At 71.6% G+C, this 22,923-nt stretch carries 25 protein-coding genes and 1 pseudogene; 13 read left to right on the plus strand and 13 right to left on the minus strand.

Features of this window, described 5'->3' with window-relative positions; genetic code table 11:
- Nucleotides 1-161: 161 nt before the first annotated feature.
- The 3 genes from BIV01_RS08780 to BIV01_RS08790 all read left to right on the plus strand — a co-directional run bounded on the left by BIV01_RS08780 (nt 162) and on the right by BIV01_RS08790 (nt 3,146).
- Entirely contained in the window at nt 162-1,685 is a 1,524-nt protein-coding gene (locus BIV01_RS08780) for an MFS transporter (RefSeq protein WP_070418338.1), read from the plus strand.
- Nucleotides 1,686-1,977: 292 nt separating this feature from the next.
- Entirely contained in the window at nt 1,978-2,487 is a 510-nt protein-coding gene (locus tag BIV01_RS08785) for a flavin reductase family protein (RefSeq protein WP_070418339.1), read from the plus strand.
- Between the two features lie 44 nt (nt 2,488-2,531).
- Nucleotides 2,532-3,146, plus strand: a complete 615-nt coding sequence (locus BIV01_RS08790) for a superoxide dismutase (RefSeq protein ID WP_070418340.1) — start codon at nt 2,532-2,534, stop codon at nt 3,144-3,146.
- Nucleotides 3,147-3,246: 100 nt separating this feature from the next.
- Here BIV01_RS08790 and BIV01_RS08795 read toward each other — a convergent pair whose 3' ends face one another.
- Complete coding sequence (locus BIV01_RS08795) at nt 3,247-3,822, minus strand: TetR/AcrR family transcriptional regulator (RefSeq protein ID WP_071302590.1); 576 nt, start codon at nt 3,820-3,822, stop codon at nt 3,247-3,249.
- A gap of 160 nt (nt 3,823-3,982) precedes the next feature.
- Between BIV01_RS08795 and BIV01_RS08800 the strand changes: the two genes are divergently transcribed.
- Entirely contained in the window at nt 3,983-4,957 is a 975-nt protein-coding gene (locus BIV01_RS08800; protein WP_139202090.1) for a carbohydrate kinase family protein, read from the plus strand.
- A 51-nt stretch (nt 4,958-5,008) separates the two neighbouring features.
- Here the strand turns inward: BIV01_RS08800 and BIV01_RS08805 are convergent, their stop codons facing one another.
- From BIV01_RS08805 to upp, 5 genes are all read right to left on the minus strand, one after another.
- The gene (locus tag BIV01_RS08805) at nt 5,009-6,496 is read right to left on the minus strand and encodes a serine hydrolase domain-containing protein (protein WP_071302591.1); all 1,488 of its coding nucleotides are present in this window, start codon (nt 6,494-6,496) and stop codon (nt 5,009-5,011) included.
- Nucleotides 6,493-7,842, minus strand: coding sequence for a cryptochrome/photolyase family protein (locus tag BIV01_RS08810; RefSeq protein WP_071302592.1), 1,350 nt, complete (start codon nt 7,840-7,842; stop codon nt 6,493-6,495). Before BIV01_RS08810 ends, BIV01_RS08805 begins: the two co-directional genes overlap by 4 nt.
- A complete protein-coding gene (locus BIV01_RS08815) occupies nt 7,839-8,351 on the minus strand; it encodes a MarR family winged helix-turn-helix transcriptional regulator (protein WP_254791810.1) in 513 nt (170 codons plus the stop codon). Before BIV01_RS08815 ends, BIV01_RS08810 begins: the two co-directional genes overlap by 4 nt.
- Before the next feature lie 282 nt (nt 8,352-8,633).
- Nucleotides 8,634-9,404 (minus strand): winged helix-turn-helix domain-containing protein, encoded by a 771-nt coding sequence (locus tag BIV01_RS08820; RefSeq protein ID WP_070418345.1) that lies wholly within the window; start codon nt 9,402-9,404, stop codon nt 8,634-8,636.
- A gap of 477 nt (nt 9,405-9,881) precedes the next feature.
- Nucleotides 9,882-10,517, minus strand: coding sequence for a uracil phosphoribosyltransferase (upp, locus tag BIV01_RS08825; RefSeq protein ID WP_070418346.1), 636 nt, complete (start codon nt 10,515-10,517; stop codon nt 9,882-9,884).
- A gap of 76 nt (nt 10,518-10,593) precedes the next feature.
- Between upp and BIV01_RS08830 the strand changes: the two genes are divergently transcribed.
- Nucleotides 10,594-11,025 carry a nucleoside deaminase gene (locus tag BIV01_RS08830; RefSeq protein ID WP_070419477.1) on the plus strand — a complete coding sequence of 144 codons (432 nt, stop codon included), beginning with the start codon at nt 10,594-10,596 and terminating at the stop codon, nt 11,023-11,025.
- A 10-nt stretch (nt 11,026-11,035) separates the two neighbouring features.
- On the opposite strand, the gene BIV01_RS08835 is transcribed toward BIV01_RS08830, so the two are convergent.
- Entirely contained in the window at nt 11,036-11,413 is a 378-nt protein-coding gene (locus tag BIV01_RS08835) for a hypothetical protein (RefSeq protein WP_070418347.1), read from the minus strand.
- A gap of 48 nt (nt 11,414-11,461) precedes the next feature.
- Nucleotides 11,462-12,418 carry a cation diffusion facilitator family transporter gene (locus tag BIV01_RS08840; RefSeq protein ID WP_071302593.1) on the minus strand — a complete coding sequence of 319 codons (957 nt, stop codon included), beginning with the start codon at nt 12,416-12,418 and terminating at the stop codon, nt 11,462-11,464.
- A 64-nt stretch (nt 12,419-12,482) separates the two neighbouring features.
- On the opposite strand from BIV01_RS08840, the gene proC reads away from it, so the two are divergent.
- Complete coding sequence (proC, locus tag BIV01_RS08845; protein WP_070418349.1) at nt 12,483-13,313, plus strand: pyrroline-5-carboxylate reductase; 831 nt, start codon at nt 12,483-12,485, stop codon at nt 13,311-13,313.
- A gap of 196 nt (nt 13,314-13,509) precedes the next feature.
- Here the strand turns inward: proC and BIV01_RS08850 are convergent.
- Nucleotides 13,510-14,745: pseudogene (locus tag BIV01_RS08850) on the minus strand (MFS transporter); the annotation flags it as partial.
- Nucleotides 14,746-14,796: 51 nt separating this feature from the next.
- Between BIV01_RS08850 and BIV01_RS08855 the strand changes: the two are divergent.
- On the plus strand, nt 14,797-15,384 hold the full coding sequence (locus BIV01_RS08855) for a TetR/AcrR family transcriptional regulator (protein WP_071302594.1): 588 nt from the start codon (nt 14,797-14,799) through the stop codon (nt 15,382-15,384).
- Between the two features lie 60 nt (nt 15,385-15,444).
- Here the strand turns inward: BIV01_RS08855 and BIV01_RS08860 are convergent, their stop codons facing one another.
- The gene (locus BIV01_RS08860) at nt 15,445-16,137 is read right to left on the minus strand and encodes a potassium channel family protein (protein WP_175473676.1); all 693 of its coding nucleotides are present in this window, start codon (nt 16,135-16,137) and stop codon (nt 15,445-15,447) included.
- The gene (locus tag BIV01_RS08865; RefSeq protein ID WP_071302595.1) at nt 16,130-17,563 is read right to left on the minus strand and encodes a TrkH family potassium uptake protein; all 1,434 of its coding nucleotides are present in this window, start codon (nt 17,561-17,563) and stop codon (nt 16,130-16,132) included. Before BIV01_RS08865 ends, BIV01_RS08860 begins: the two co-directional genes overlap by 8 nt.
- A gap of 72 nt (nt 17,564-17,635) precedes the next feature.
- On the opposite strand from BIV01_RS08865, the gene BIV01_RS08870 reads away from it, so the two are divergent.
- From BIV01_RS08870 to BIV01_RS08885, 5 genes are all read left to right on the plus strand, one after another.
- A complete protein-coding gene (locus tag BIV01_RS08870; protein ID WP_070418353.1) occupies nt 17,636-18,151 on the plus strand; it encodes an ArsR/SmtB family transcription factor in 516 nt (171 codons plus the stop codon).
- An 82-nt stretch (nt 18,152-18,233) separates the two neighbouring features.
- Nucleotides 18,234-18,428 (plus strand): helix-turn-helix domain-containing protein, encoded by a 195-nt coding sequence (locus BIV01_RS08875; RefSeq protein ID WP_022902482.1) that lies wholly within the window; start codon nt 18,234-18,236, stop codon nt 18,426-18,428.
- A 118-nt stretch (nt 18,429-18,546) separates the two neighbouring features.
- A complete protein-coding gene (locus tag BIV01_RS18955; protein ID WP_003792170.1) occupies nt 18,547-18,645 on the plus strand; it encodes a 30S ribosomal protein bS22 in 99 nt (32 codons plus the stop codon).
- 72 nt (nt 18,646-18,717) lie between these two features.
- A complete protein-coding gene (locus tag BIV01_RS08880) occupies nt 18,718-18,972 on the plus strand; it encodes a glutaredoxin family protein (RefSeq protein ID WP_071296698.1) in 255 nt (84 codons plus the stop codon).
- A complete protein-coding gene (locus BIV01_RS08885; RefSeq protein ID WP_071296699.1) occupies nt 18,969-19,262 on the plus strand; it encodes a Dabb family protein in 294 nt (97 codons plus the stop codon). The genes BIV01_RS08880 and BIV01_RS08885 overlap by 4 nt, the downstream gene beginning before the upstream one ends.
- Before the next feature lie 128 nt (nt 19,263-19,390).
- Here BIV01_RS08885 and aspS read toward each other — a convergent pair whose 3' ends face one another.
- Together aspS and BIV01_RS08895 are read right to left on the minus strand one after the other, a co-directional pair.
- Nucleotides 19,391-20,731, minus strand: coding sequence for an aspartate--tRNA(Asn) ligase (aspS, locus tag BIV01_RS08890; protein ID WP_071302645.1), 1,341 nt, complete (start codon nt 20,729-20,731; stop codon nt 19,391-19,393).
- A gap of 229 nt (nt 20,732-20,960) precedes the next feature.
- On the minus strand, nt 20,961-21,335 hold the full coding sequence (locus BIV01_RS08895) for a MerR family transcriptional regulator (RefSeq protein WP_070419479.1): 375 nt from the start codon (nt 21,333-21,335) through the stop codon (nt 20,961-20,963).
- A gap of 53 nt (nt 21,336-21,388) precedes the next feature.
- Here BIV01_RS08895 and BIV01_RS08900 point away from each other — a divergent pair, with 53 nt between their 5' ends.
- Nucleotides 21,389-22,879 (plus strand): SulP family inorganic anion transporter, encoded by a 1,491-nt coding sequence (locus BIV01_RS08900; protein ID WP_071302596.1) that lies wholly within the window; start codon nt 21,389-21,391, stop codon nt 22,877-22,879.
- The last annotated feature ends 44 nt before the right edge of the window (nt 22,880-22,923 follow it).

Raw genomic sequence — 22,923 nt, forward strand, 5'->3', positions numbered from 1 at the left:
CACCGCGCCTCCCGTCCGTCTTCAGTTGCATTTGCAACCATTACCGTCCAGACGGTACACTAACGGAGTCCTGACGGGATGCGTGCACACCCCGCGTCCCGTCCGGTCCGTTCGTCAGTTCCGCCGTCGACCTGGTCCGGCTCGAAGTCCCTGGAGTCACCGTGTCCGCCCTGCTCACCAGCCCGATCCCCACTGCCGCCACCGGCAGCCGCGCCCGCCGGTTCGCCGCCCTCGCGGTGCTCATGCTGCCCGTCCTCCTCATCTCGGTGGACAACACCGTCCTGAGCTTCGCGCTGCCGTCGATCTCGCGCGCGCTGAACCCGGACGCCACCACGCAGCTCTGGATCGTCGACGCGTACCCGCTCGTCCTCGCCGGCCTCCTCGTCGTGATGGGCAGCATCGGTGACCGCATCGGCCGCCGTCGGATCCTCGTCGTCGGTGCCACCGGCTTCGCGCTCTTCTCCGTCGCCGCGGCCTTCGCCACCGACGCCTGGATGCTCGTCGCCGCACGGATCGTCATGGGCGTGTTCGGCGCGATGCTCATGCCGGCGACCCTCTCGATCATCCGCAACGTGTTCGTCCACGCGGGGGAGCGGCGGATGGCGCTCGCCGTCTGGTCCACCATGTTCGCGGCGGGCAACGCCCTCGGCCCGCTCGTCGGCGGCGTGCTGCTCGCGCACTTCCACTGGGGCGCGGTGTTCCTCGTGGCGGTGCCGATCCTCGTCGTGATGCTCGTCGCCGTGCCGTTCTGCGTGCCGGAGTCCCGTGACCCGAACCCGGGGCCGGTCGACGTGCCGAGCATGTTCCTGTCGCTCGGCGCCCTCGCCCCGATCGCGTGGGCGATCAAGTCCGTCGTGCACCCCGAGGAGCGCGGCTTCGCGATCGCGATGCTCGCCGTCGGCGTCCTGTGCGGCATCGCGTTCGTCCGTCGGCAGCTCCGCTCGCGGACCCCGATGCTCGACCTCCGGCTGTTCCGGAGCACGGCGTTCACCGGCAGCGTGCTCATGAACATGGCGGCGATGTTCTCGCTGACCGGGTTCCTGTTCTTCATCGCACAGCACCTGCAGCTCGTCGCCGGCCTCGACCCCTTCGCGTCCGGCATGGTGCTGGTGCCGGGGTCGATCCTCACGATCGTGGCGGGGCTCGTCGTCGTGCCGATCGTCGCCCGGGTCGCTCCGCGCTGGGTCGTCGCCGTGTCGCTGCTGTTCTCGGCGGCCGCCTACGCGATGGTCGCGGTCCTCGGGCACCACGCCTCGATCGTGGCGCTGGCGTTCGCGTTCGTGCTGCTCGGGATCGGGATCGGTGCCTCGGAGACGGTGACGAACGACCTGATCATCTCGACGGCCCCGGCGGACAAGGCCGGTGCGGCGTCGGCGATGTCCGAGACGGCGTACGAGATCGGTGCCGTGCTGGGGACCGCGGTGCTCGGGACGATCCTGGCCACGGCCTACCGGGCGCACGTCGTGGTGCCGGACGGGCTGTCCTCGTCGGCGCACACCGCTGCGCAGGAGACCCTCGGCGGAGCGGTGTCGGCGGCGTCGTCCCTCGGCGGGTCGGCGGGGCAGGCGCTGCTCGAGTCGGCGCGGGCCGCGTTCGACTCCGGCGTCACGGTGACGGCGGGGGTGGCCGCGCTCCTGATGGTGGTCGCGGCCGCCGGTGCCGTCGTCATGCTCAAGCGCCGGTAGCGCCGCGCGCGCCGCGCCGCCGCGGGCGGCGCCGCGCCGCGCCGCGCACGCCGCGCCCCGGGCGCCGCCGCGCTTGGTGAGCAGATATGGTCGGGTCGCCGCGAGCGACCCGACCATTTCTGCTCACGAAGTCGGGCTCGCGCCGCCGCACCCCGCGTCACACGGGGTCACACGGCACGCCCGGGATCGACCGAACCTGGGAATCGTTGACCTCAACCAGGGTTCAGGTCATACGTTGGGACATGGCCGCGGAGCCGCGGCCCTCCCCATCGAAGGAACGACCACGACTCCCATGCCCGACGCAGCACCGGCGAACATCGCGGACGCCTACAAGGCCGCCTTCCGTGGACACCCGGCCGGTGTCGCCGTCATCACCGCCGAAGGCCCCGACGGTCCGACCGGCCTCACCGCATCGAGCGTCGCGAGCGTGGCGATCGACCCGCCCGTGCTCGTGTTCTCGTTGTCCACGAACTCGGGGTCAGCCGGAGTCGTGCTCGGCGCCCCGATCTTCGTGGTGCACCTCGTCGACTCGCTCGGCGTCGCCCTCGCCCGTCGGTTCGCCTCCACCGGCAGCCCCGCGGCGGACGACCCGATCTGGGGCACCCTGCCGTCGGGTGACCGCTACCTGCCGAGTGCCGCGAGTGCCCTGCGCTGCCGGCCCCTCTCGACCACGCCGATCGGCTCGTCGACCGTCGTCGTCGCCGAGGTCCTCGACATCGTCGTCGGCCTCGAGCGGGGCGAGCCGCTGGTCTACCACAACCGGGAATTCCACTCCCTCACCGATCGTTCCCGGCTCTCGTGAGCCGCGGAGCACCATCCGCACACCACTGATCGAAAGGAACTCACATGGCTGAGTACACCCTGCCGGAGCTGCCGTACGACTACGCCGCACTCGAGCCGCACATCAGCGGCAAGATCATGCAGCTGCACCACGACAAGCACCACCAGACCTACGTGACGGGTGCGAACACCGCGCTCGAGCAGCTCGCCGAGGCCCGTGAGTCCGGCAACCTGGCGAACGTCAACAAGCTCGAGAAGGACCTCGCGTTCAACCTCGGTGGCCACGTCAACCACTCGATCTTCTGGACCAACCTCGGCCCGGACACGAAGGTCCCCGAGGGCGAGCTCGCCGCGGCGATCGACGAGTTCTTCGGCTCGTTCGAGAAGTTCCAGGCCCAGTTCACCGCCGTCGCCACGGGTATCCAGGGCTCCGGCTGGTCCGTCCTCGCCTGGGACACTGTCGGCCAGAAGCTGACCACGTTCCAGCTGTTCGACCAGCAGGCCAACGTGCCGTTCGGTCTCGTGCCGATCTTCATGCTCGACATGTGGGAGCACGCCTTCTACCTCGACTACCTCAACGTCAAGGCGGACTACGTCAAGGCCGTGTGGAACATCGTCGACTGGGAGAACGTCGCCGCGCGCTTCGCGAACGCGAAGTCGCAGAGCTTCGTCACCCTCTGAGACGGGCGCAGCGGGTCACGGTCGTGAGCCGGTGAACGACGGGAGGCGCGGTGCCGGCTGGCACCGCGCCTCCCGTCGTTCGTCGGTGCGCGTCGACCGCTCAGGCCGACTGGAAGTGCGCCCCGGCGACCAGCTTCTGCGCGATCGCGCGCAGCGCGGCGTCGGGCGTCGCCCGCTCGCGGTCGACGATCGTGCCCCACTGCACGCCCCGAGCTGCGAGGACGGCACCGCGGGCCGCCCGTTCGGCGTCCACCGCGCCGTAGCCGTGTTCGACGCACCAGGCGGCGATCGCGCTCACCTGCGCGCGGTGGAAGGTGCGCTCGCGATCACGGCCGTCCAGCGACTCGACCGATCCGAGCTCGAAGGTGAGCCGGGCGGCGAGGGAGCGCTCGGGGTCGTCGAGCCCGCCGAACACCGCGATGAGGTAGTCGGTCAGCCCGCGGTCGTCGGCGCCGGGGTCGAGCGTGACGTCGGAGACCGATTCCGCCAGGTGGTCCACCACGGCGTCGATCAGGGCTTCGCGCGTGCCGAAGTGGTACACGATCGGGTACGCGCTCGTCCCGAGCACCCGGCCGAGGCTGCGGACGGAGACGTCCTCGAGCTTGGTGTCCTGCAGGTGCTCGGCCACCTTCGCGATGATCGCCGGCTTGAGTGTCGGGTCGGGCTTGCGGGGCATGGCGTCTCCAACGAGCGTGATGGGCAGTACGCGACCGTTCACATACGATCACAGAGTATATTACTGGCGATGGCCGGGAAACAGCCGGGAATCCATAACGGGTGCAAGGGATTTGTGGTGAGAAGCGGAGTTTTACTCGATTCCACGTAGGATGGGGCCGATGTCCATGCCTCCAGAGCGCCCTGTGGCCCCGTCGCGCCCCGAGGCACCCCGTGCCGGGCGGGCGGTCGCCGGACGCCGTCGCGGGGCGGGGAAGCGCTTCCTCGTCGTCGGGGACGTCCTGGACGGGGTGCTCGTGCACACCACGGCCGCGAGCATGGGTGCACACGACCCGGCCGCGGTCATCCGGCACCGACCGGTCGGCGCCGCGGGCAACACCGCGACCTGGCTCGGCTGGCTCGGCGCCGACGTGGACCTGGTGGGGCGGGTCGGCGTGGACGACGTCTACCGGCACGAGCGATCGCTCGCCGACGCCGGCGTCCGCGCGCACATCCGCTACGACGCCCGGACCGCGACCGGCGCCGTCGTGTCCGTGCGGAACGGGAACGGTCGGACCGCGATGTCGGATCCCGCAGCGAGCGGGGTGCTGTCGGCGGAGGACCTACCGGTCGACCTCGTGGCGCGCGCGGACATCGTGCACCTGACCGGCTCGGCGATGCTCGGCGGAGGCGGTCCGGACCGCATCGCGGCACTCGTCGCCCAGGCCCGGTCCGGTTCCGCCCGGGTGTCCCTCGACCCCTCGTCCGCCGCGGTGGTGCGTGCGGTCGGTGCGTCGGAGTTCCTCGAGGCGCTCTCCGGCCTCGATGCCCTCTTCCCGAGCGAGGACGAGGCCCTCGCGCTGACCGGAGCACCCACCGTCACGGAGGCGATCGAGTCGCTCGCCGACCGCGTGCCCCTGGTCGTGGTGACCATGGGGACCGAGGGCGTCCTGCTCGGGCGGCGAGGTCGGACGCCGCAGCGGGTGCCGATCACGCCTGCGACGGTGGTGGACACGCTCGGCGCCGGGGACGCGTTCGCGGCGGGGTTCCTCCGTGCGTGGGCGACCGATCCGGTGCGGGTCGCGGCGGCTGCGCGCGAGGGCACGCGGGTCGCGGCGCGGGCGCTCGGGTTCGTGGGCGGGCGTCCGCCGGTCTGACGCTAGCGCGTCAGCGCTCGCTGGATTCGGCCGGGACCACCGGTCGCGGGGTCAGCGCTCGCTGGGTTCGGCCCGGACCACCAGGGTCTGCACGAGGCCGGCCGCGAGCGGCGCCAACCGGATCTCGACGCGCAGCCGACCGGCCGTCCCCGGCAGCCACCAGCGCAGGTGCGACGGGGCCTGGGACTCGGCGGCCACCGGTTCCGCCCCGAGGTCGGCACCGACGGCCACCACCGCCTCCGCGATGGCCCGGCGGCGTCGTTCGTACGGCACGTCCATCGCCACGTTCGGCGTGCAGATCGCGTCGGCGAGGTCGTCGTCCCAGTGGGCCAGGAGGCGCGTCACGGCAGCCTGCGCCGCCCGCGTCGCGTCCACGGTCTGCCCGGTGCCGGGTGCACGGTCCGCCAGTGCGCCGCCCGCGGATGCACGGTCCGCCGCGGCGGTCGCGCGGGCGGTCGCGCGGGCGGTCAGCACGAGGTCGAGCGCCCGGTCCGCCGCCGCCGAGACCTTCGCCTGCGTGGCGTTCTCGAAGGCGACGACGCCGAGGCCGTCCCGGACCGACCACCGCATGTGCGCCGAGAACCCCGGGTACCCGCCGGAGTGCGAGACGAGCTCGCCGAACGCCGGGTCCTGCTCGACGAAGAGCCCGAAGCCGTACGCCGTCGCGCGGCTCGAGGTCGGCACCACCGCTGCGGGCACGACCCGCATCGCCTGCTGCATGAGTCGGCGGTCGGCGGGGGAGACCGGTCCGGGCTCGGGCGCCTCGGTGAACGCCGACGCGAGGTGCCGACCCCAGCGGGCGAGGTCCGTGACCGTCGAGAAGAGCCCGCCGATCGACGAGAACGCGCCGGGGCCCGACATCGGCAGCGGCTCCCATGTCCCGACTCCCGCCCCGTCAGTGGCGGGCTGCACGCCCGTGACCACGTGACCGTGGGCGTCGTCGGCGCGGAAGACGGTGTCGCGCAGGCCGAGGGGGCCGAGGACGAGTTCGGTCGCGACGTCGGGGAAGGGGCGGCCGGCCACGACGGCGATCGCCCGGCCGAGCAACGCGTACCCGGTGTTCGAGTAGGCGAACCGGGTCCCCGGGACCGAGTCGAACAGGAGCCCGGCGCGCAGGACTTCGTCGAGCTCGGCGTCCGAGATCGATTCCTGCCGGTCGGCCCACGGATCGTCGGTCGGGAAGCCGCCGGCCATGGTGAGGAGCATGCGGAGCGTCGGCACGGGGGAGTCGGCGGTGGGCAGTACGACGTCCGCGAAGGCGGGCGCGAAGTCCGTGATCGGGGCGTCCAGCCGGACACGGTCGTCCGCGACGAGGGCGAGCAGGGTGGCCGCCGTCACGCTCTTCGTGCAGGAGGCGATCCGGTACACGGTGTCGGCGTCGGGAGCGATGCCGTCGCCGCGGTCGCCGTGCCCGCCCGAGGCGACGAGCCCGGTGCGGTCGAAGACGCCCCAGACGCTGCTCGGAGCGACGCCGCGTTCGACACGTTCGCGGAACAACGCGTCGACGTCCGCGATCACCTGCGGATCGATGCCGCTCACGACCGGCGCATCCGGTCGTACGCGTCGAGTGCCCGCTGCCGGGTCTCCTTGAGGTCGAGCATGGGCTCCGGACGGTCTTCGTCGGCGGGGACCCAGCGGTGCACGTAATCGCGGTGCGGGTCGAATCGCTCGAGCTGCCGGTCCGGGTTGAACACCCGGAAGTACGGCGCCGCGTCGAACCCGGAGCCGGCGACCCACTGCCAGTTCGCCGCGTTGTTGGCGGAGTCGGCGTCGACGAGGGTGTCCCAGAACCACTGCTCGCCCACGCGCCAGTCGACGAGCATGTTCTTCACGAGGAAGCTGGCCGTCGCGAGCCGGACCCGGTTGTGCATCGCACCCGAGTGCCAGAGCTCCCGCATGCCCGCGTCGACGAGGTCGAACCCGGTCGTCCCGGTCCGCCAGCGGTCGACCTCGGCGTCGGGGACGTCCCGCCAGGGGAAGGCGTCGAACTCGCGCCGGACGTTCACCGTGGTGATGTCCTCGCAGTGGAAGTACTCGTTCCAGTTGAACTCGCGCCAGGCCAGCTGCCGGAGGAACGCCGAGGCGTTCTTGCGCTGCTCGGGCTCGAGCTGGCCGTGCAGGCGGTGCCAGACCTGGTAGGGACTGACCTCGCCCCACCGCAGGTGCGGGGAGAGGTCGCTCGTGGCGGCCATCGCGGGTTCGTCGCGCTGGTCGTAGTCCTCGAGCGCGTGGTGCACGAAGTGTTCGAGCCGCCGGTGCGCGCCCTGCTCGCCGGGTTCCCAGGCGTCCCGGAGACCGCCGGCCCAGTCGGGGTGCGTCGGCAGCAGGTCCCAGTCGTCGAGGTCGTCGCTCGCGACCCGGGGCGCCGCGGGGAGGTCACGCGGCTTGGGCAGCGGATGGCGGGGCTCGGGCATCGCCTGGGCGGCACGCCAGAACGGCGTGAACACCTTGTACGGCTCGCCCTGCCCGGTGAGGACGGTCCACGGTTCCCAGAGCAGGCTCGCGGCGAAGCTGTGCGCCTCGGTCCCGCCGTCGGTGAGGGTCGACTTGATGCCGGCGTCGAGGTCCCGCTCGGCTCGGCCGTACCGGCGGTTCCAGAACACCGCGTCGGCGCCGGTGTCGGACACGAGCGCGTCGACGGCCTCGGCAGCGGGCCCGCGGCGGAGGACCAGTCGGGACCCGCGCTCGCGGAGTTCACCGTCGAGCGCGGCGAGCGAGTGGTGCAGCCACCACCGTGCCGCAGCCCCGATCGGGCGGATGCCGGGGGACTGCTCGTCGAGGACGTACGCGACCGTGACGTCGCCGCCGTGGTCGATCGCTGCTCGGAGTGCCGGGTTGTCCGCGAGACGGAGGTCGTCGCGGAGCCAGACCAGGGCGCCGGTCACACCGTTGCCGCGTCGACGTCGGACGCCGCCCGGGTCGCGCCACGTCGGGGCGAGGCCGCACCGGCCGCGGTCCGGAGCTTCGTGCAGAGTTCGGTGAGCGTGCGCAGCTCGACGTCGTCGAGGCCGGCACCGACCTGGTCGGCGATGGTCTGCGCGTGCTGGACGGCGACGGCGCGGTACACGTCGAAGCCGTGCGCGGTGAGGGCCACGATGACGCCGCGGGCGTCGGTGGGGTCCGGCTGCTTCTCGACGATGCCGCGCGCGGTGAGCCGGTCGACCAGGCGGCTGACGCTCGGCTGCGTCAGGAGCAGGTGGCCGGTCAGTTCGCGCATCCGGCAGCGCCGGCCGGGCTGCGTGGAGAGGTTGAAGCAGACGTCGTACTCGTTGAACGAGATCTCGCCGCCCGGGAAGTCGGCGTTGAGCGCGCGCATCACCGTGACCTGGGCGCGGAAGAGCGCTTCCCAGGCAGCGACGGCGGTCGCCTTCTCGCTGCGGCGTGGCTCGTTCACGGTCGCGCTCCCTCTGGTCGTACGGTCATGCCACACTACCGACGGCCTCGGACACGCGATGCTGCTGACGCGCAGCCGTGTCCCCCGGGACGCAACGAGGGCCGGTCATCACGGGGATGACCGGCCCTCTCCCTTGCACCAAGAGTGTCCTGCAATCACATTCCACAGGCGGTGCCACAGCAAACACCGTCTGCACGCACGACTGTATAACGAACGGGTAACGGCGCGCTACCGGACGCGGCGGTCGTTCGCTGCGAGTTCACCAAGAACGACCGATCAGGATCAGAAGAGGTCCGGCGACGGCGTGGAGGCGTAGCGCACGGCGACGTCGGCGTGGCGGTCGAAGCGGTAGCCGACACCGCGCACGGTGCGGACGATCTCCTCGAAGGCGCCGAGCTTCGAGCGGAGGCGACGGACGTGGACGTCGATCGTGCGCTCGTTCGGGGTCTCGTCCTCGCCGTCCGACCACAGGCCGTCGATGATCGCCGAGCGGTCGACGGTCTGGCCCTCGCGGAGGACGAGGAACTGCAGGAGCTCGAACTCCTTGTACGTCAGGGGAGCGGCTTCGCCGTCGAGCGTGACGCGCTTCCGGGAGATGTCGATGACGACCCCGGTCTCCTCCGGCTCGGGCTTCTCGGCCTGCTTGCGCGCGGCCACGGCGGAGCGGTCCTGCAGGGCGAGCCGGACGACGTCGACGTCACGGCCCCCGGAGCCCTCGGCGGCGACGGCCACCGCGGCGTAGGTCTCCGAGGTCGGGACGAGCTGCGCGGTCAGGGCCTTGAGCTGCTCGACGACCGCAGCGAGGGTCGTGCCCGCCGCCGCTGCCTTCGCCTCGTCGATGCCGACGTAGAGGGCGAAGCCGCGTGCCTCGGTGCCCTCGGGCAGGGCACGGTTGCGCTGCGGGGCGACGACCGGGCTGGTCGGCACGCCGGTGGCGACGGGCGGGGCGACGGGCTCGCGACGCGGACGGATCGGGGTCACGGTGCCGAGGTCGGTCGGCGCGGGTGCGGCGGTGCGGAGGGCGGTGCGGGGCTGAGCGATGGTGAGCGACATGGCGGTTCTCCGGGCGATGTGGCTGCGGTGTCGAGGTGTGCCGCGGCCGTGTCGAATGCGTCGGTCCGGGTACGGCGAGTGCCGTGGGCCCTGCGGTCCTGCTGCGGACCGGGGCCGACCCGGGGGTACGGGAGACAGACCTCGTGACGTGGTGCGCGTCGTCGACGTGGTCGTCACCCGGGGATCACGCTCGCGCGACGGGGGTGGTGTCGCGGGGGATCCGGCTGGAACGGGTGCCGATCAGGCACACATTCGACAACGCATGACGGCCGTGGCCGGCATCATCATGCCGGCGGTCCCCTGGGCCTCGGAGAGGACGCGGGTGGACACGGTTGCAGTCATGGGACGAGTATCGGTGGGATACCAACGTCGTGTCAACCGTCCGCACGGACGGTGCGTTCTGCGAACGCACCGGCACGACGGACAGGAGGCGCGGTGCCAGCTGGCACCGCGCCTCCAGTCGGAACGTGGTCGCGTCTACTCGGCGAGACCGTAGAGGCGGTCGCCCGCGTCGCCGAGGCCCGGAACGATGTAGCCGTTCTCGTCGAGCTTCTCGTCGAGCGCGCCGAGCACGATCGAGACGTTGCGGTCGCCCACGGCGGCCTCGACCGCGGCGAGCCCCTCGGGCGCGCCGAGGATGCAGACGCAGGTGACCTCTTCCGCACCGCGGTCGAACAGGAAGTCGATCGCGGCCGCGAGGGTGCCGCCCGTCGCGAGCATCGGGTCGAGGACGAAGCACTGCCGACCGGAGAGGTCGTCGGGCAGGCGCTCGGCGTAGGTCTGCGGCTCGAGGGTCTCCTCGTTGCGCGCCATGCCGAGGAAGCCGACCTCGGCCGTCGGGACGAGCTTGACCATGCCCTCGAGCATGCCGAGCCCGGCACGCAGGATCGGCACGACGAGCGGGCGCGGCTTCGCGATCGAGACGCCCATGGTGTGTGCCACCGGGGTGTCGATCGGCGTCGCGGTGACCCGGACGTTGCGCGTGGCCTCGTACGCGAGGAGCGTGACGAGCTCCTCGGTGAGGGCGCGGAACGTGGGGGACGGCGTCGTACGGTCGCGGAGCACCGAGAGCTTGTGGGTGATGAGCGGGTGGTCGGCGACGTGGACTCGCATAGGGTCGAGCCTACCGTGCTGCCGACCGCCAGGAGGTTCCGTGGAAGCACCCGCCGCCCGCCCGTTCGTCCCCGCGATGGAACGCGCGCTCGACGAGGCCCGCGCGTGCCTCGCGACCGGGGACGTCCCGGTGGGGGCGGTCGTCCTCGACCGGGACGGCGCGGTCATCGCCGTGGGACGGAACGAGCGCGAGGCGCGACAGGACCCCACGGCACACGCCGAGGTCCTCGCGCTCCGGGCGGCCGCGGCGGCGATCGGCGACTGGCACCTCGAGGAGCACACCCTGGTGGTGACGCTCGAGCCGTGCCCGATGTGCGCCGGTGCGGTCATGGCGGCCCGGGTGCCGCGGATCGTGTTCGGCGCGTGGGACCCGAAGGCCGGCGCGAGCGGGAGCGTCTACGACGTCGCGCGGGACCGTCGGCTGCCGCACCGGTCCGAGGTGATCGGCGGGGTGCTCGAGGGGGAGTGCGCCGCGCTGCTCGACGCGTTCTTCGCCGAGCGTCGCTGACCTGTGGGCGTCACTTCCAGAGGACCGCGACGAACACGTTGACGATCGCGAGCGCCCCGGCCGAGTGGAAGAACGGCAGGGCGGCCTTCGCCTTTGCGGTACCGGCGTCCGCCCGCTTCTGACGCGCCCGCGCGACGAGCGCCAGCACGAGTGCGACCGCCGCGATGACGAGCTTCACGCCGAGCTTGACGTGGTTCGCGCCGCCGTCCTGCGTCGCGTCGATGATCCCCATCATCCCGAGGCCCGTGACGAGCTGCACGACGAGACCGGTGATCGGCCAGGAGGTCTGGAAGCCGCCCTTGCGGCGGACCTGCACCAGGAAGGCACCGATGACGGCAGCGAGACCGAGGAAGTGGAGGACGAGCAGGATGCTGAAGAGCGCCGACATGTGACCATCGTGGATGACCGGCCACGGCGCTCGCCAGCAAGGTTCCCCTTAGTCTGCGGCGCGGATCACGATCGCCTCGGTCGGCGGGCGGGGGCCCGTCCGGAGCACGTCGGGTTCGACGTAGATCACGCGTGCGATCGGCACCGCCTGGCGCACCCGGTGCTCGACCGTGTCGATGCCCGCGGCGACGTCGCCGAGCCGTCGGTCGCCGTCCACCGCGACCTTCACGCCGACCATGAGCTCGTCGGGGCCGAGGTACAGGGTCTTGATGTGGATGATCGAGTCGACCTCGGGACCGTCGAGCACCGCGTGCTTGATGCGCTCGACGTCGGCCGCGGTGGCACCCTCGCCGACGAGGAGGCTCTTCGTCTCGATGCCGAGCACGACCGCCACGGCGATGAGCAGCGCGGCGATGAAGATCGTGCCGATCGCGTCGAACACGCCGTTGCCCGTGATCGCGGTGAGGCCGACGCCGAACAGGGCGAAGACGAGGCCGAGCAGCGCCGCGGTGTCCTCGAGCATCACGACGGGGAGCTCCGGGGCCTTGGCGCGGCGGACGAACTGCACCCAGCTCTGCCGGCCCTTCTGCGGTCGTGCTTCCTGCAGTGCGGTGCGGAGGGAGAAGCCCTCGAGCCCGATCGCGATGACGAGCACCACGAGCGGCAGCCACCAGTTCTCCAGCGGGTGCGGGTGGGTGAGCTTCTCGATGCCCTCGTAGAGGGAGAACACCCCGCCGACCGAGAACAGGATGATCGACACGACGAACGCGTACACGTAGCGCTCACGCCCGTAGCCGAACGGGTGCTCCTCGTCGGCGGCACGCCGGGCACGACGGCCGCCGAGGAGCAGGAGGAGCTGGTTGGCGGAGTCGGCGAGCGAGTGGACACCCTCGGCCAGCATCGACGCGGAACCGCTGATCGCCGCGGCGATGAACTTCACGATCGCGATCCCGACGTTCGCACCGAGTGCGGCGAGGATCGCCCTCGTGCCTCCAGAAGCGCTCACAGCTGTCCCCTTCTCCCGATCTGTTGGACGATCCTAGGCGAGGGCGCTCGGTAGGGTCTGGGGCATGACGATCGAACTGCCCCGCACCGCCCTGCTCGGCGTCGGCTCCATGTCCGGCGCGGTCCTCGACGGCCTGCTCGCCGCCGGTCTCGACCGGGCCACCGTGACCCTGACGACGAAGTCGGAGCAGTCCGCCGCGGCACACCGGGAGCGCGGCCTGGACGCCACCGCCACCGACACCGACCCCGACGCGAACCGGGCAGCGGTGCGCGGCGCGTCGCTCGTCGTGCTCGGGGTGAAGCCCTACGCGATCGGTGACCTGCTCGACGAGGTCTCGGCGGACCTCGAGCCGGGGACCGTCGTCGTGAGCGTCGCCGTGGGGACGACGACCGCGAGCATGGAGGCGAAGGTGCCGGCCGGTGTCCGGGTCGTCCGAGCGCTCCCGAACACGCCGATCGGCGTCGGGCACGGGGTGACCGGGATCAGCGCCGGTGCCTCCGCGGACGCCGACGCCGTCGCGCTCGCGTCGTCGGTGTTCGACGCGTCCGGTGTCGTGATCGAGGTGCCGGAGTCCCAGCTCGACGCGCTCTCCGCCGTCTCGGGCTCCGGGCCCGCCTACGTCTTCCTCCTCGTGGAGCAGTGGCAGCAGGCCGCCGAGTCGCTCGGGTTCTCCCACGACCAGGCCGAGGCGATGGTGCAGGGGACGCTCCGCGGTGCCGTCGAACTACTCGCCGCCTCCGGCAAGGAGCCCGCCGACCTGCGGAGGGCCGTCACGAGCCCGAAGGGGACCACCGAGCGCGCCGTCGCGGTGCTGCAGGACGCCGATCTGGCGGGGACGTTCGAGCGGGCGTCCCGCGCGGCGATCGCCCGCGCCGAGGAGCTGGCGAAGGGCTAGCGGTCGTCCCGGCACGTCCGGCCCGGACCATCGCCCAGACGACGAGCACCCCGGCGAGCACGGTGAGCACCGACCCGCCGATCGTCACCGCGTGGTCGAACGCCACACCCTGGGCGTGCGTCCACGGCGTCGCGGTGAGCGACCCGGTGAACACGGCACCGAGCACCGTGCCGGCGATCGCCACCCCGACGGCCGAGGCCACCTCGGAGGAGGAGTCCACGAGCGCGGCGCCGATCGTCGTGCGGTCCTCCGGCAGCCCGCGCAGGACGTTCGTGCCGGCGACCACCCCCACGACCCGCATGCCGGCGGCGACGAGCACGAGCGCCAGGGCGATCCACCCGTAGCCGAGCGGCCCGAGCACCGTGTACACCGCGAGCCCGACGACGACGGCGGCCGCGCTCGACCACGCGGCGTGCCCGAGTCCGACGCGCCGGACGAAGGGTCCGACGAACGCGCTCCCGGCCACGAGCACGGCGACCTGCGGGAGCATGCCGATCGCGGCGAGGGCCGGCGGCCACCCCCAGGCGAGCTGCAGGTGCAGCGTCACCAGGTATCCGAGGCCCGCGACCGCGAGGCCCGTGGCCGCCTTGTACGCGAGGCCGCTCGAGACCAGCGGCCGGGCGACGAGCGCGAGGTCGAGCAGCGGGTGCTCGACGCGGCGCTGTCGCACGGCGAACCAGACGCCGCCGCCGATCGCGCCGGCCGTGGCCGCCCAGGCCGTCCAGTCGTCGAGCCCGCCGTCGGCGAACCGCGTCGGCGCGACGAGGGCGAGGACGATCGTCACGGTCCCCAGTGCCGCTCCGATCCAGTCCACGGGAGCCCGGTGCAGACCCGCCGGATCGTCCGCGGTGACGCCGACGCGGATCCCCACGAACGCGAGTGCGGCGATCGGGACGTTGACGAGCAGGAGCACCTGCCAGGGCGCGACGGCGAGGACGAGTCCGCCCATCGTCGGTCCCACCGCGAGCCCGACGAGCCCGACGGTGGAGATCACCGTGATCGCCCGGACCCGCCGCTCGTCGTCGTCGAAGAGCCGGAACGCGAGGGCCATCGACCCGGGGGTGGTCATCGCCGCCGCGATCCCGGTGGCGACCCGGACGGCGATCAGCTGGTCGGCGGTGGTGACGAACGCGGTCGCGAGGCTCGCCAGCCCGAGGAGCACGAGCCCCACGAGCATCACCCGGCGTCGGCCGTACCGGTCCGCGACGGCACCCGCAGCGAGCATGAGCCCGCCGAACACCACCGAGTACGCCGTCGTCACCCACTGCAGCCCGGTCGCGCCGACCTGCAGCTCACGACCGATCGTGGGGAGCGCGACGTTCAGGACGGAGTTGTCGAGCATCTCGAACAGGAAGACCGCGGCGAGCCCGGCGAGGGCGACACGCGATCCGCGCAGGGATCGGGGAGAGTGGGGGGACCGGTCGACGTTCATGCGTCTAGGTTAAGTCAGTAAACTGAGTGAGTCAATCAACGAGGAGTCCGCATGCCCAGGAGCGCGCCCCGCGGCGGCCCGGAGACCCGTGCGCGGATCGCCGAGACCGCGTCCGGGATGTTCGCCGAGCACGGCTTCGACGGCGTCACCGTCGCGCAGGTCGCGAAGGCCGCCGGGGTCTCGAGCGTCACGGTCTTCAAGCACTTCCCGCGCAAGGAGGACCTGTTCCTCGACCGCTCCGCCGAGACGGTCGCGCTGTTCGTCGCAGCCGTCGAGGACGTTCCGCGTGACGAGGCGCTCGACGCGCTCGAGGCGCTCGCACTGCGCCTGGTCGACGAGCGCGCGCCGGTCTCCGGGCTGGCGCCCGGCGCACACGCGTTCTTCCGGACGGTCGCCGACTCGTCCGCCCTGCAGTCGCGCGCGCTCGAGCTCGTGGCGGGGGCGCAGCGCGCGCTCGGGGACGCCGTCGGCGACCGACTCCTCGCAGCGCTCTTCGTCGCCGGCTACGCCACGGTCTTCGTCGGGACGGCACGTGCCGTCCTCGCGGGGGAGGACGACGACACCGTCGTCACGGCGCACCGCGCCGGGCTGGAACGGCTCTTCCGCGCACTCCGGGACGGCGTCGCGTCCGCGACGTGACCGGCTGACGGACTGGAGGGACGGTGCGGGCCCGCCCCGCGCCTCCTGTCCGTCCCGTCCTCACTCCAGGGCGGCGAACCGTTCCAGCGCGCTCTCGGTCCCCGAGACGATGATGACGTCGTTCTGGCCGATCACGCTCTCCGGCGTCGCCGGGACGAAGGCCTCGCCGGGGGTCTTGATGCCGAGCACGGTGAGGCCGAAGCGCGTGCGGATCACCGTGGTCGCCAGGTCCTTGCCGCGGACCGATGCCGGCGGGAACATCTTGACCACGGCGAAGTCGTCGTCGAACTCGATGAAGTCGAGCATCCGGCCGGACACCAGGTGCGCGGTGCGCTCGCCGGCCTCGCGCTCGGGGTAGACGACGTGGTTCGCGCCGATGCGGGACAGGATCGTGCCGTGCGACCTGCTGATCGCCTTCGCCCAGATCTGCGGGATGCCGAGGTCGACGAGGTTCGCGGTGATGAGCACGCTCGACTCGAGGTCGCTGCCGGTCCCGACGACGGCGATCGGGAAGTCCTGCGCACCGATCTGCCGCAGGGCGTCGATGTCGGTCGCGTCCGCCTGCACCGCGTGCGTGACGCGGTCCGACCACTTCTGCACGAGGCCGGCGTCGGTGTCGACGACGAGGACCTCGCGGTCCTGCCGCTCGAGCTGCCCGGCGGTGGCGGCGCCGAACCGTCCGAGGCCGATGACGAGCACCGGAGCGTCGTGGCTGACGGCACCGAGCGGGTGCGGACGGTTGCGGTCAGCCAACGATCGGCCTCTCCTCGGGACGGCGGAACAGTTGCCGGCTCTGGCTGGCGGCCAGTGCAGCGGCGATGGTCACTGTACCGACACGGCCCAGGAACATCGTCGCCGCGAGCACGTACTTGCCGGACTCGGGCAGGTTCGCGGACACCCCGGAGGACAGCCCGCACGTCGCGAACGCCGAGATGACCTCGAACAGCACGCGGTCCAGGGACTCGTGGGTGATCTGCAGGAGCACGACGGTCGCGACGGCCACGATGGTGGCGCCCCAGAGCACGACCGCCACGGCCACGCGCAGGACGTCGCTCGGGATGCGCCGACCGAACGCCTCCATGCTCTGGCGTCCGCGGGCCTCGGCGACGGCGGCGAGGAACAGGACCGCGAGCGTCGTGACCTTGATGCCGCCGGCGGTCGAGGCCGAGCCGCCGCCGATGAACATGAGCATGTCCGTGACGAGCAGGCTCGACCCGTTCAGCTGGTCGAAGTCGACGAGGGAGAACCCGCCGGACCGGGTCATCGTGGAGAGGAAGAGGGCCTGGAACGCGGTGCGGCCAGCGCCCTCCTCACCGAAGGTGGTCGGGTTCGATGCCTCGAGCGCGATGTACACCGCGGCGCCGCCGACGAGCAGGACCGCGCTCGTCGCGAGCGTGAGCTTCACGTGGATCGGCCAGCGGCGCGGCGTCCGGAGCTGCTTCGTCAAGGCACGGATCACCGGGAAGCCGATCGAGCCCGCGACCACGCCGACCATGAGCAGCGAGAGGAACCAGTAGTCGTGCGCGAACGGGGTGAGTCCGCTGGCGTTCGGCGCGAAGCCGGTGTTCGTGAACGCCATCGCCGCGTAGTAGAAGGAGTCCCCGACCGCCGTCCAGAAGGGCATCCCGGCGATGAGGACGGACGGCAGCAGGAGGAGCCCGAGGACGATCTCGATCGACAGGGTGCTCACCGCGACCGTCGCGAGCAGGGTGCCGACCTCACCGAGACGGACGGCCTGGCCCTCGGGCACGGCGCCGTGGTGGGTCCGCAGGGGGTTCGAGTCGCCGGCCGCCATGAGCTTCGCGCGGAGTCCGAGCTTCCGGGTGACGAAGAGGCCGAGGATCGAGGCGAACGTCAGGACGCCCACGGCCCCGATCTGCGTGCCGATCACCACGAGGGTCTTGCCGAACACCGACCAGTGCGTCGCCATGTCCACGGTGGCGAGCCCGGTGACGCAGACCACCGACGCCGCGGTGAAGAGTGCGTCCGCGAAGTGCGTCGAGCGTCCGTCCGCCGCGGCCCACGGCGTCATGAACAGGCTCGTGAAGACGAAGATCAGCGCCACGAAGACGACGATCGCCAAGCGGGACGGCGACGAGCGGAGGGCGGTGCCGAGACGGGACGGCCGTCGACGGGTCGCTCCCGCCGAGCGGGACGGCGGCTCGTGTCGGTCGAGCATCGTATGCCTCCGTGGACATGGGCGGGACGGTTCGTCATGGTACATCCGTGACGCCCCGGCTAGCCTTGCCCCATGGCCGACATCTTCAGCGTCGTGGCGGACCCCACCAGGCGTGAACTGCTCGGGACGCTCCTGTCCGCGTACGGCTCGGACGTCACCGGCGGCGAGCTCAGCGTCGGCCAGCTCGTGGAACGCCTCGGCGTCAGCCAGCCGACCGTGTCGAAGCACCTGCGCGTGCTCCGCGACATCGGCCTCGTGACGAGCCGCGAAGAGGGGCAGCACCGCTACTACCGCCTCGACCCGGAGCCGCTCGTCGGCATCGAGGAGTGGGTCCTCCCGTTCACCGGCGCGGTGGACGCCGACGGCACCCCGGCCACGACGGCGTGGACGCTCGACGGGCAACCGGTCTCGGTCCGACGCTCCGGCACGGCGGGCAAGGCCACGGTCGAGGTCGGCACCGAGCTCGGCCGCGTGATGGCCGAGGCGTCCTACCGCGCGACCGCGGCGCTGTCCGGCGCGCAGCAGGGCTGGGAACGGGTCGTCGACCGCAGCCGGAAGCGCTTCACGCGTCGTGGCGACGAGGACTGAACGGGACCTGGACACCGGGTCGCACCGGCCCCTACAGTTGCCAGTGACCACACAGGTCACACCGATTTCCCGAAGGCGGACCATGACCGGCAGTTTCGACGACGTGCGCTTCCTCACCGTCGCTGAGGTCGCCGAGATGATGCGCGTCTCCAAGATGACCGTCTACCGCATGGTCCACGCGGGGGAACTCCCCGCCATCCGCTTCGGCCGGTCCTTCCGCGTCCCGGAGTCCGCCGTCGCGGACGTCCTGCGCGGTGGCATCGCCGACGTCGGCTAGGCGGGTCCGAACCGGCCCGTTCGACATCGCGTCAGGCCTCCGCTAGACTCGGCGGGGTTGTTTTTCCGCGGTCTCGTTGGCCCGGTGTCCACACAACATCAGTCCGAGTGAGGTCCGTATGGGTTCTGTCATCAAGAAGCGTCGCAAGCGCATGGCGAAGAAGAAGCACCGCAAGCTGCTTCGCAAGACGCGCCACCAGCGTCGCAACAAGAAGTAGGCCCCGAGCCTGCAGCGTCATGCCCCGGTTCGCCGGGGCTTTCGCGTTTCCAGGGGCGGATATGGTGGTCCCATGCCCGCCGTGACCCTGCTGACCAAGCCCGGCTGCCACCTCTGCGACGACGCCCGACCGGTCGTCGAACGCGTCGTTGCCGAACACCCGGGGACGACCCTGCAGGAGCTGTCCATCCTCGACGACGACGCCCTCCGCCTGGAGTACGCGGAGGACATCCCGGTCGTCCTGGTCGACGGGCGTGTCCACAGCAACTGGCACGTCGACGCCGACCGGCTCCACCGTGCCCTCGAGAAGGCCGAGGCCCGCGCATGATCCACCACGTCGTCTCCTGGACCCTGCGCGAGGACCTCGACCGCGCACAGTCCGTCGAGCGGATCCGCGAGCTCCTCGTCGGGCTGATCGGCACCGTCGACTCGATCCGTTCCCTGCAGGTCGTCGAGAACGTCGCCTACCCGGGGAAGAACCAGGACGTCGCCGTCGTGGCGACCTTCGACGACCTCGCCGGCCTCGACGAGTACCAGGTGCACCCGCAGCACCAGGCCGCGGCAGCGGAGATCCGTGGCCTGGTCACGGGGCGGGCGGCCATCGACTGGGAGAGCTGAGCCGCGCCTCCAGGCCCGCGCTCCCCGCGCTCGCCGCGCGCCGCGCTCGCTTCGTGAGCAGAAATGGTCGCCTCCCGACTCGGGAAGCGACCATTTCTGCACACGAAGGCCGGCGGCGGTGCCTCGGACTACGGGGTGAGGCGCGTCGGGCCGCGGAACAGGTACGTGACCTCGCGGATCGACGGCTCGTGCAGCGCGAGCATCAGCACGCGCGCCAGGCCCATGCCGAACCCGCCGTGCGGCGGCACGCCGTAGCGGAAGAAGTCGAGGTACCAGCCGAGCTCCTCGGGGTCGAGGCCCTTCTCGACGGCCTGTGCCGTCAGGGTGTCGACACGGTGCTCGCGCTGTGCACCCGTGGAGATCTCGGCACCGTTGAACAGCAGGTCGTAGCTGTTCGTGAGGGTCGGGTCGTCGGCGTGACGCATGTGGTAGTACGGGCGGATCGACGCGTCGTAGTCGGTGACGAAGACGAACTCCGAACCGTGCGTCTCCTTCGCCCAGGCGCTCACGCGGCGCTCGCCCTCGGGGTCGAGGTCACCGTCGGCGCGGACGACCTCGTAGCCGCTGTCGGCGACGATCTTCCGGGCCTCGGCGAGGGTCACGCGGGGGAAGGGTGCGGTCGGGACGACGAACTCGAAGCCGAAGACCTCTTCGATCTCGGTGCCGTACTTCTCCTTGACGGCGGTGAAGCCGGCGACGAGGAGCTCCTCGTGCATGGCCATGACGTCCTCGTGCGACTCGACCCACGAGATCTCGGCGTCGACGCTCGTGAACTCGGTCGCGTGGCGGCTCGTGAACGACGGGTCCGCACGGAAGGCGTCGGCGATCTCGAAGACCGCGCCGAAGCCGGCCGGCTGCGCCATCTGCTTGAAGTTCTGCGGCGACTGCGCGAGGTACGCCGTCGTCTCGAAGTACTCGAGCTGGAAGAGCTCGGCACGCGACTCGGACGCCGAGGCCATCAGCTTCGGGGTGTGGATCTCGATGTAGTCGCGCTCGACCCAGTACGTGCGGAACGCGTGCTCCATCGTCGTCTGGATGCGGAAGATGAGGTTCTGCTTGCGGTTGCGCAGGTCGAGGAAGCGCCAGTCGAGGCGCTTGTCGAGCGAGGAGTCGTCCGCGATCGGGGTCTCCGGGATGGCGGCGCTGATGACGGTCAGGTCGCCGACCTTGACCTCGAGCCCGCCGAGCTTGACGCGCTCGTCGTGCTTCAGGGTGCCCTGCACGTGCACGAAGGTGCCGTGCGCGAGGCCGGAGATCGCCTCGGTCGTCGCGAGTGCGGCGGCGGAGGCGTCGTCGCCCTCGACCGCTTCGCGCGTGGCGGGGTTGACGAGCTGTGCGGCGCCGGACTCGTCACGGAGGACGACGAACTGCACCTTCTTCTGGTCTCGGACGGTCTCCACCCATCCGGCGACGGAGACGGGGCCGTCGGGGCGTGCGGCGAGGTCGGCGATGCGGGTGCGTTCGATCACGGTGGTCGAGTCTACCGGTTGCGCCTCGGGCGCCGTCGTCGGGTGCGTTCGTTCCTCCACAGGTCGGCTGGCGTCCGGCATCGTCCACAGGATGGGCCCGGAGGCGCGGGTCGGGTCCGATGTCTCCGTAGCGTTCCTGACGCGGCCGGGTCGCGAGCTGGAGGGAGGCCCCGCACGACGGCAGGGGTCGAGGGGCTCGCGGCCCGGCCGCCCGCGGCGGGGGGAGCTGTCACGGGAGTGAAGCGCGCAGGCTGCCGAGCGTCCCGATGAACTCCTCGGCCATGCCCGCCCGCTCGACGAGCTTCGCGTGCCGCGCCCGCGCGTCCACGAGGAACTCGTCGAGCCGTGCGGCCAGCGCAGGCGCGTCCCCGGGGTCCTTCGCGGCCAGACCGTCGACGACCCGGAGCAGCTCGGCCATCTCGTCCAGCGTGAACCCGAGCGGCTTCATCCGCCGGATCACGAGCAGCCGTTCGAGGTCCTGTTCCGTGTAGACCCGGAACCCGCCGGTCGTCCGTCCGCTCGGCACGAGCAGCCCGACCTCGTCGTAGTGCCGGATCGTGCGGAGGGACATCCCGGCGCGGTCGGCCAGTTCGCCGATGTGCATCGTGGTGCTCACGGGGACGACTCTACCCTCACGTGAGGGTAGAGTTCAGGGCGATGTCCGTGACCACCCACGCTCCCACCGCTCCGAGCGTCCTCAGCGCCCTGCGTTCGCCCCGCCTCCTCACGCGCGAGGTCCTCGCCGGGATCGTCACCGCGCTCGCCCTCATCCCCGAGGCGATCTCCTTCTCGGTCGTCGCCGGGGTCGACCCGGCTGTGGGGCTCTTCTCGAGCGTCGTCATCGCCGTCGTGATCTCGATCGTGGGCGGCCGTCCGGCCATGATCTCCGCCGCCGCCGGGTCCGTGGCGCTCGTGATCGCCCCGCTCGTGCGCGACCACGGGATCGCGTACCTCGTCCCGACGATCGTCCTCGGCGGCCTCATCCAGATCGTGCTCGGCTTCCTGGGGGTCGCCCGGCTCATGCGGTTCATCCCGCGCAGCGTGAACGTCGCGTTCGTGAACGCCCTCGCCATCCTGATCTTCACCGCGCAGCTGCCGAACCTGTTCGGGCCGGACGTGCCGGCGGTGGTCTGGGCGCTCACGGCACTCGGCGTCGCCGTCATCATCGGCTTCCCGTTCGTCACGAAGGCGGTCCCGGCACCGCTCGTCGCCGTCGTCGTGATCACCGCGATCACGATCCTGTTCGGCGTCGCCGTGCCCACGGTCGGCGACGAGGGTGCGCTGCCGAGCGCGCTGCCCGGGTTCAGCGGCATCACCACGCCGTTCTCGCTGGACACGCTGCAGACCATCGCGCCGTACGCCTTCGGGGTCGCGATCGTCGGGCTCATCGAGACGCTCCTCACCGCGCAGCTCGTCGACTCGATCACCGAGACCGGTTCGAGCAAGTGGCGTGAGTCGTGGGGCCAGGGCATCGCGAACGTCGCGTCGGCCTTCTTCGGCGGCACCGGCGGCTGCGCGATGATCGGCCAGACCGTCATCAACGTGAAGACGGCCGGGGCCCGGACGCGCATCTCCACGTTCGCCGCCGGAGCGTCGGTGCTCGTGCTGACGATCGTCCTGCACGACCTCGTGGCCGAGATACCGATGGCCGCGCTCACCGCCGTGATGATCATGGTCTGCGTCGCCACCTTCGACTGGCACAGCATCCGCCCCCGCACGCTCCGGCGGATGCCCCTCGGCGAGACCGCGGTGATGGTGATCACCGTCGTGGTCGTCGTCGCCACGGACAACCTCGCGACCGGCGTGCTCGTCGGGGTGGTCGTCGCCGCGCTCGTCTTCGCCCGCCGAGCCGCCCACGTGGTGACCGTCGCGCGTGAGGTCGTCGACGAGCACACGGTCCGCTACCGGGTCCGCGGGGCGCTGTTCTTCGCCTCGTCGAACGACCTCGTCACCCGCTTCTCCTACGCCGAGGACCCCGAGCACGTCGTCATCGACATGTCCGACGCGCACGTGTTCGACGCCAGCACGGTCGCGGCCCTCGACGGGGTCGAGCAGCGATTCGCCCAGCACGGGTCGACGGTCGAGGTGGTGCACCTCGACACCGGGTCCACGGCGCTCCACGGGCGGCTCTCCGGCGAACTGGGCTGAGTGGTTCCGCATCCGGGGAATCCGCTGTGCGGGCGATGGGAACC

Source organism: Curtobacterium sp. MCBA15_013 (assembly GCF_001865095.1).
In the GTDB taxonomy this organism is placed as follows: Bacteria; Actinomycetota; Actinomycetes; order Actinomycetales; family Microbacteriaceae; genus Curtobacterium.

Bases quoted from the DNA above. Each gene is read 5' to 3' on its own strand.
- BIV01_RS08875 (WP_022902482.1), top strand. From the start codon at position 18,234: ATGACCGGCAGTTTCGACGACGTGCGCTTCCTCACCGTCGCTGAGGTC.
- proC (WP_070418349.1), top strand. From the start codon at position 12,483: ATGACGATCGAACTGCCCCGCACCGCCCTGCTCGGCGTCGGCTCCATG.
- BIV01_RS08785 (WP_070418339.1), top strand. From the start codon at position 1,978: ATGCCCGACGCAGCACCGGCGAACATCGCGGACGCCTACAAGGCCGCC.
- BIV01_RS08855 (WP_071302594.1), top strand. From the start codon at position 14,797: ATGCCCAGGAGCGCGCCCCGCGGCGGCCCGGAGACCCGTGCGCGGATC.
- BIV01_RS08895 (WP_070419479.1), bottom strand. From the start codon at position 21,335: ATGCACATCGGCGAACTGGCCGACCGCGCCGGGATGTCCCTCCGCACG.
- BIV01_RS08795 (WP_071302590.1), bottom strand. From the start codon at position 3,822: ATGCCCCGCAAGCCCGACCCGACACTCAAGCCGGCGATCATCGCGAAG.
- BIV01_RS08830 (WP_070419477.1), top strand. From the start codon at position 10,594: ATGGAACGCGCGCTCGACGAGGCCCGCGCGTGCCTCGCGACCGGGGAC.
- BIV01_RS08885 (WP_071296699.1), top strand. From the start codon at position 18,969: ATGATCCACCACGTCGTCTCCTGGACCCTGCGCGAGGACCTCGACCGC.
- BIV01_RS18955 (WP_003792170.1), top strand. From the start codon at position 18,547: ATGGGTTCTGTCATCAAGAAGCGTCGCAAGCGCATGGCGAAGAAGAAG.
- BIV01_RS08800 (WP_139202090.1), top strand. From the start codon at position 3,983: ATGTCCATGCCTCCAGAGCGCCCTGTGGCCCCGTCGCGCCCCGAGGCA.
- BIV01_RS08880 (WP_071296698.1), top strand. From the start codon at position 18,718: ATGCCCGCCGTGACCCTGCTGACCAAGCCCGGCTGCCACCTCTGCGAC.
- BIV01_RS08820 (WP_070418345.1), bottom strand. From the start codon at position 9,404: ATGTCGCTCACCATCGCTCAGCCCCGCACCGCCCTCCGCACCGCCGCA.
- BIV01_RS08900 (WP_071302596.1), top strand. From the start codon at position 21,389: ATGTCCGTGACCACCCACGCTCCCACCGCTCCGAGCGTCCTCAGCGCC.
- BIV01_RS08870 (WP_070418353.1), top strand. From the start codon at position 17,636: ATGGCCGACATCTTCAGCGTCGTGGCGGACCCCACCAGGCGTGAACTG.
- BIV01_RS08790 (WP_070418340.1), top strand. From the start codon at position 2,532: ATGGCTGAGTACACCCTGCCGGAGCTGCCGTACGACTACGCCGCACTC.
- upp (WP_070418346.1), bottom strand. From the start codon at position 10,517: ATGCGAGTCCACGTCGCCGACCACCCGCTCATCACCCACAAGCTCTCG.
- BIV01_RS08835 (WP_070418347.1), bottom strand. From the start codon at position 11,413: ATGTCGGCGCTCTTCAGCATCCTGCTCGTCCTCCACTTCCTCGGTCTC.
- BIV01_RS08865 (WP_071302595.1), bottom strand. From the start codon at position 17,563: ATGCTCGACCGACACGAGCCGCCGTCCCGCTCGGCGGGAGCGACCCGT.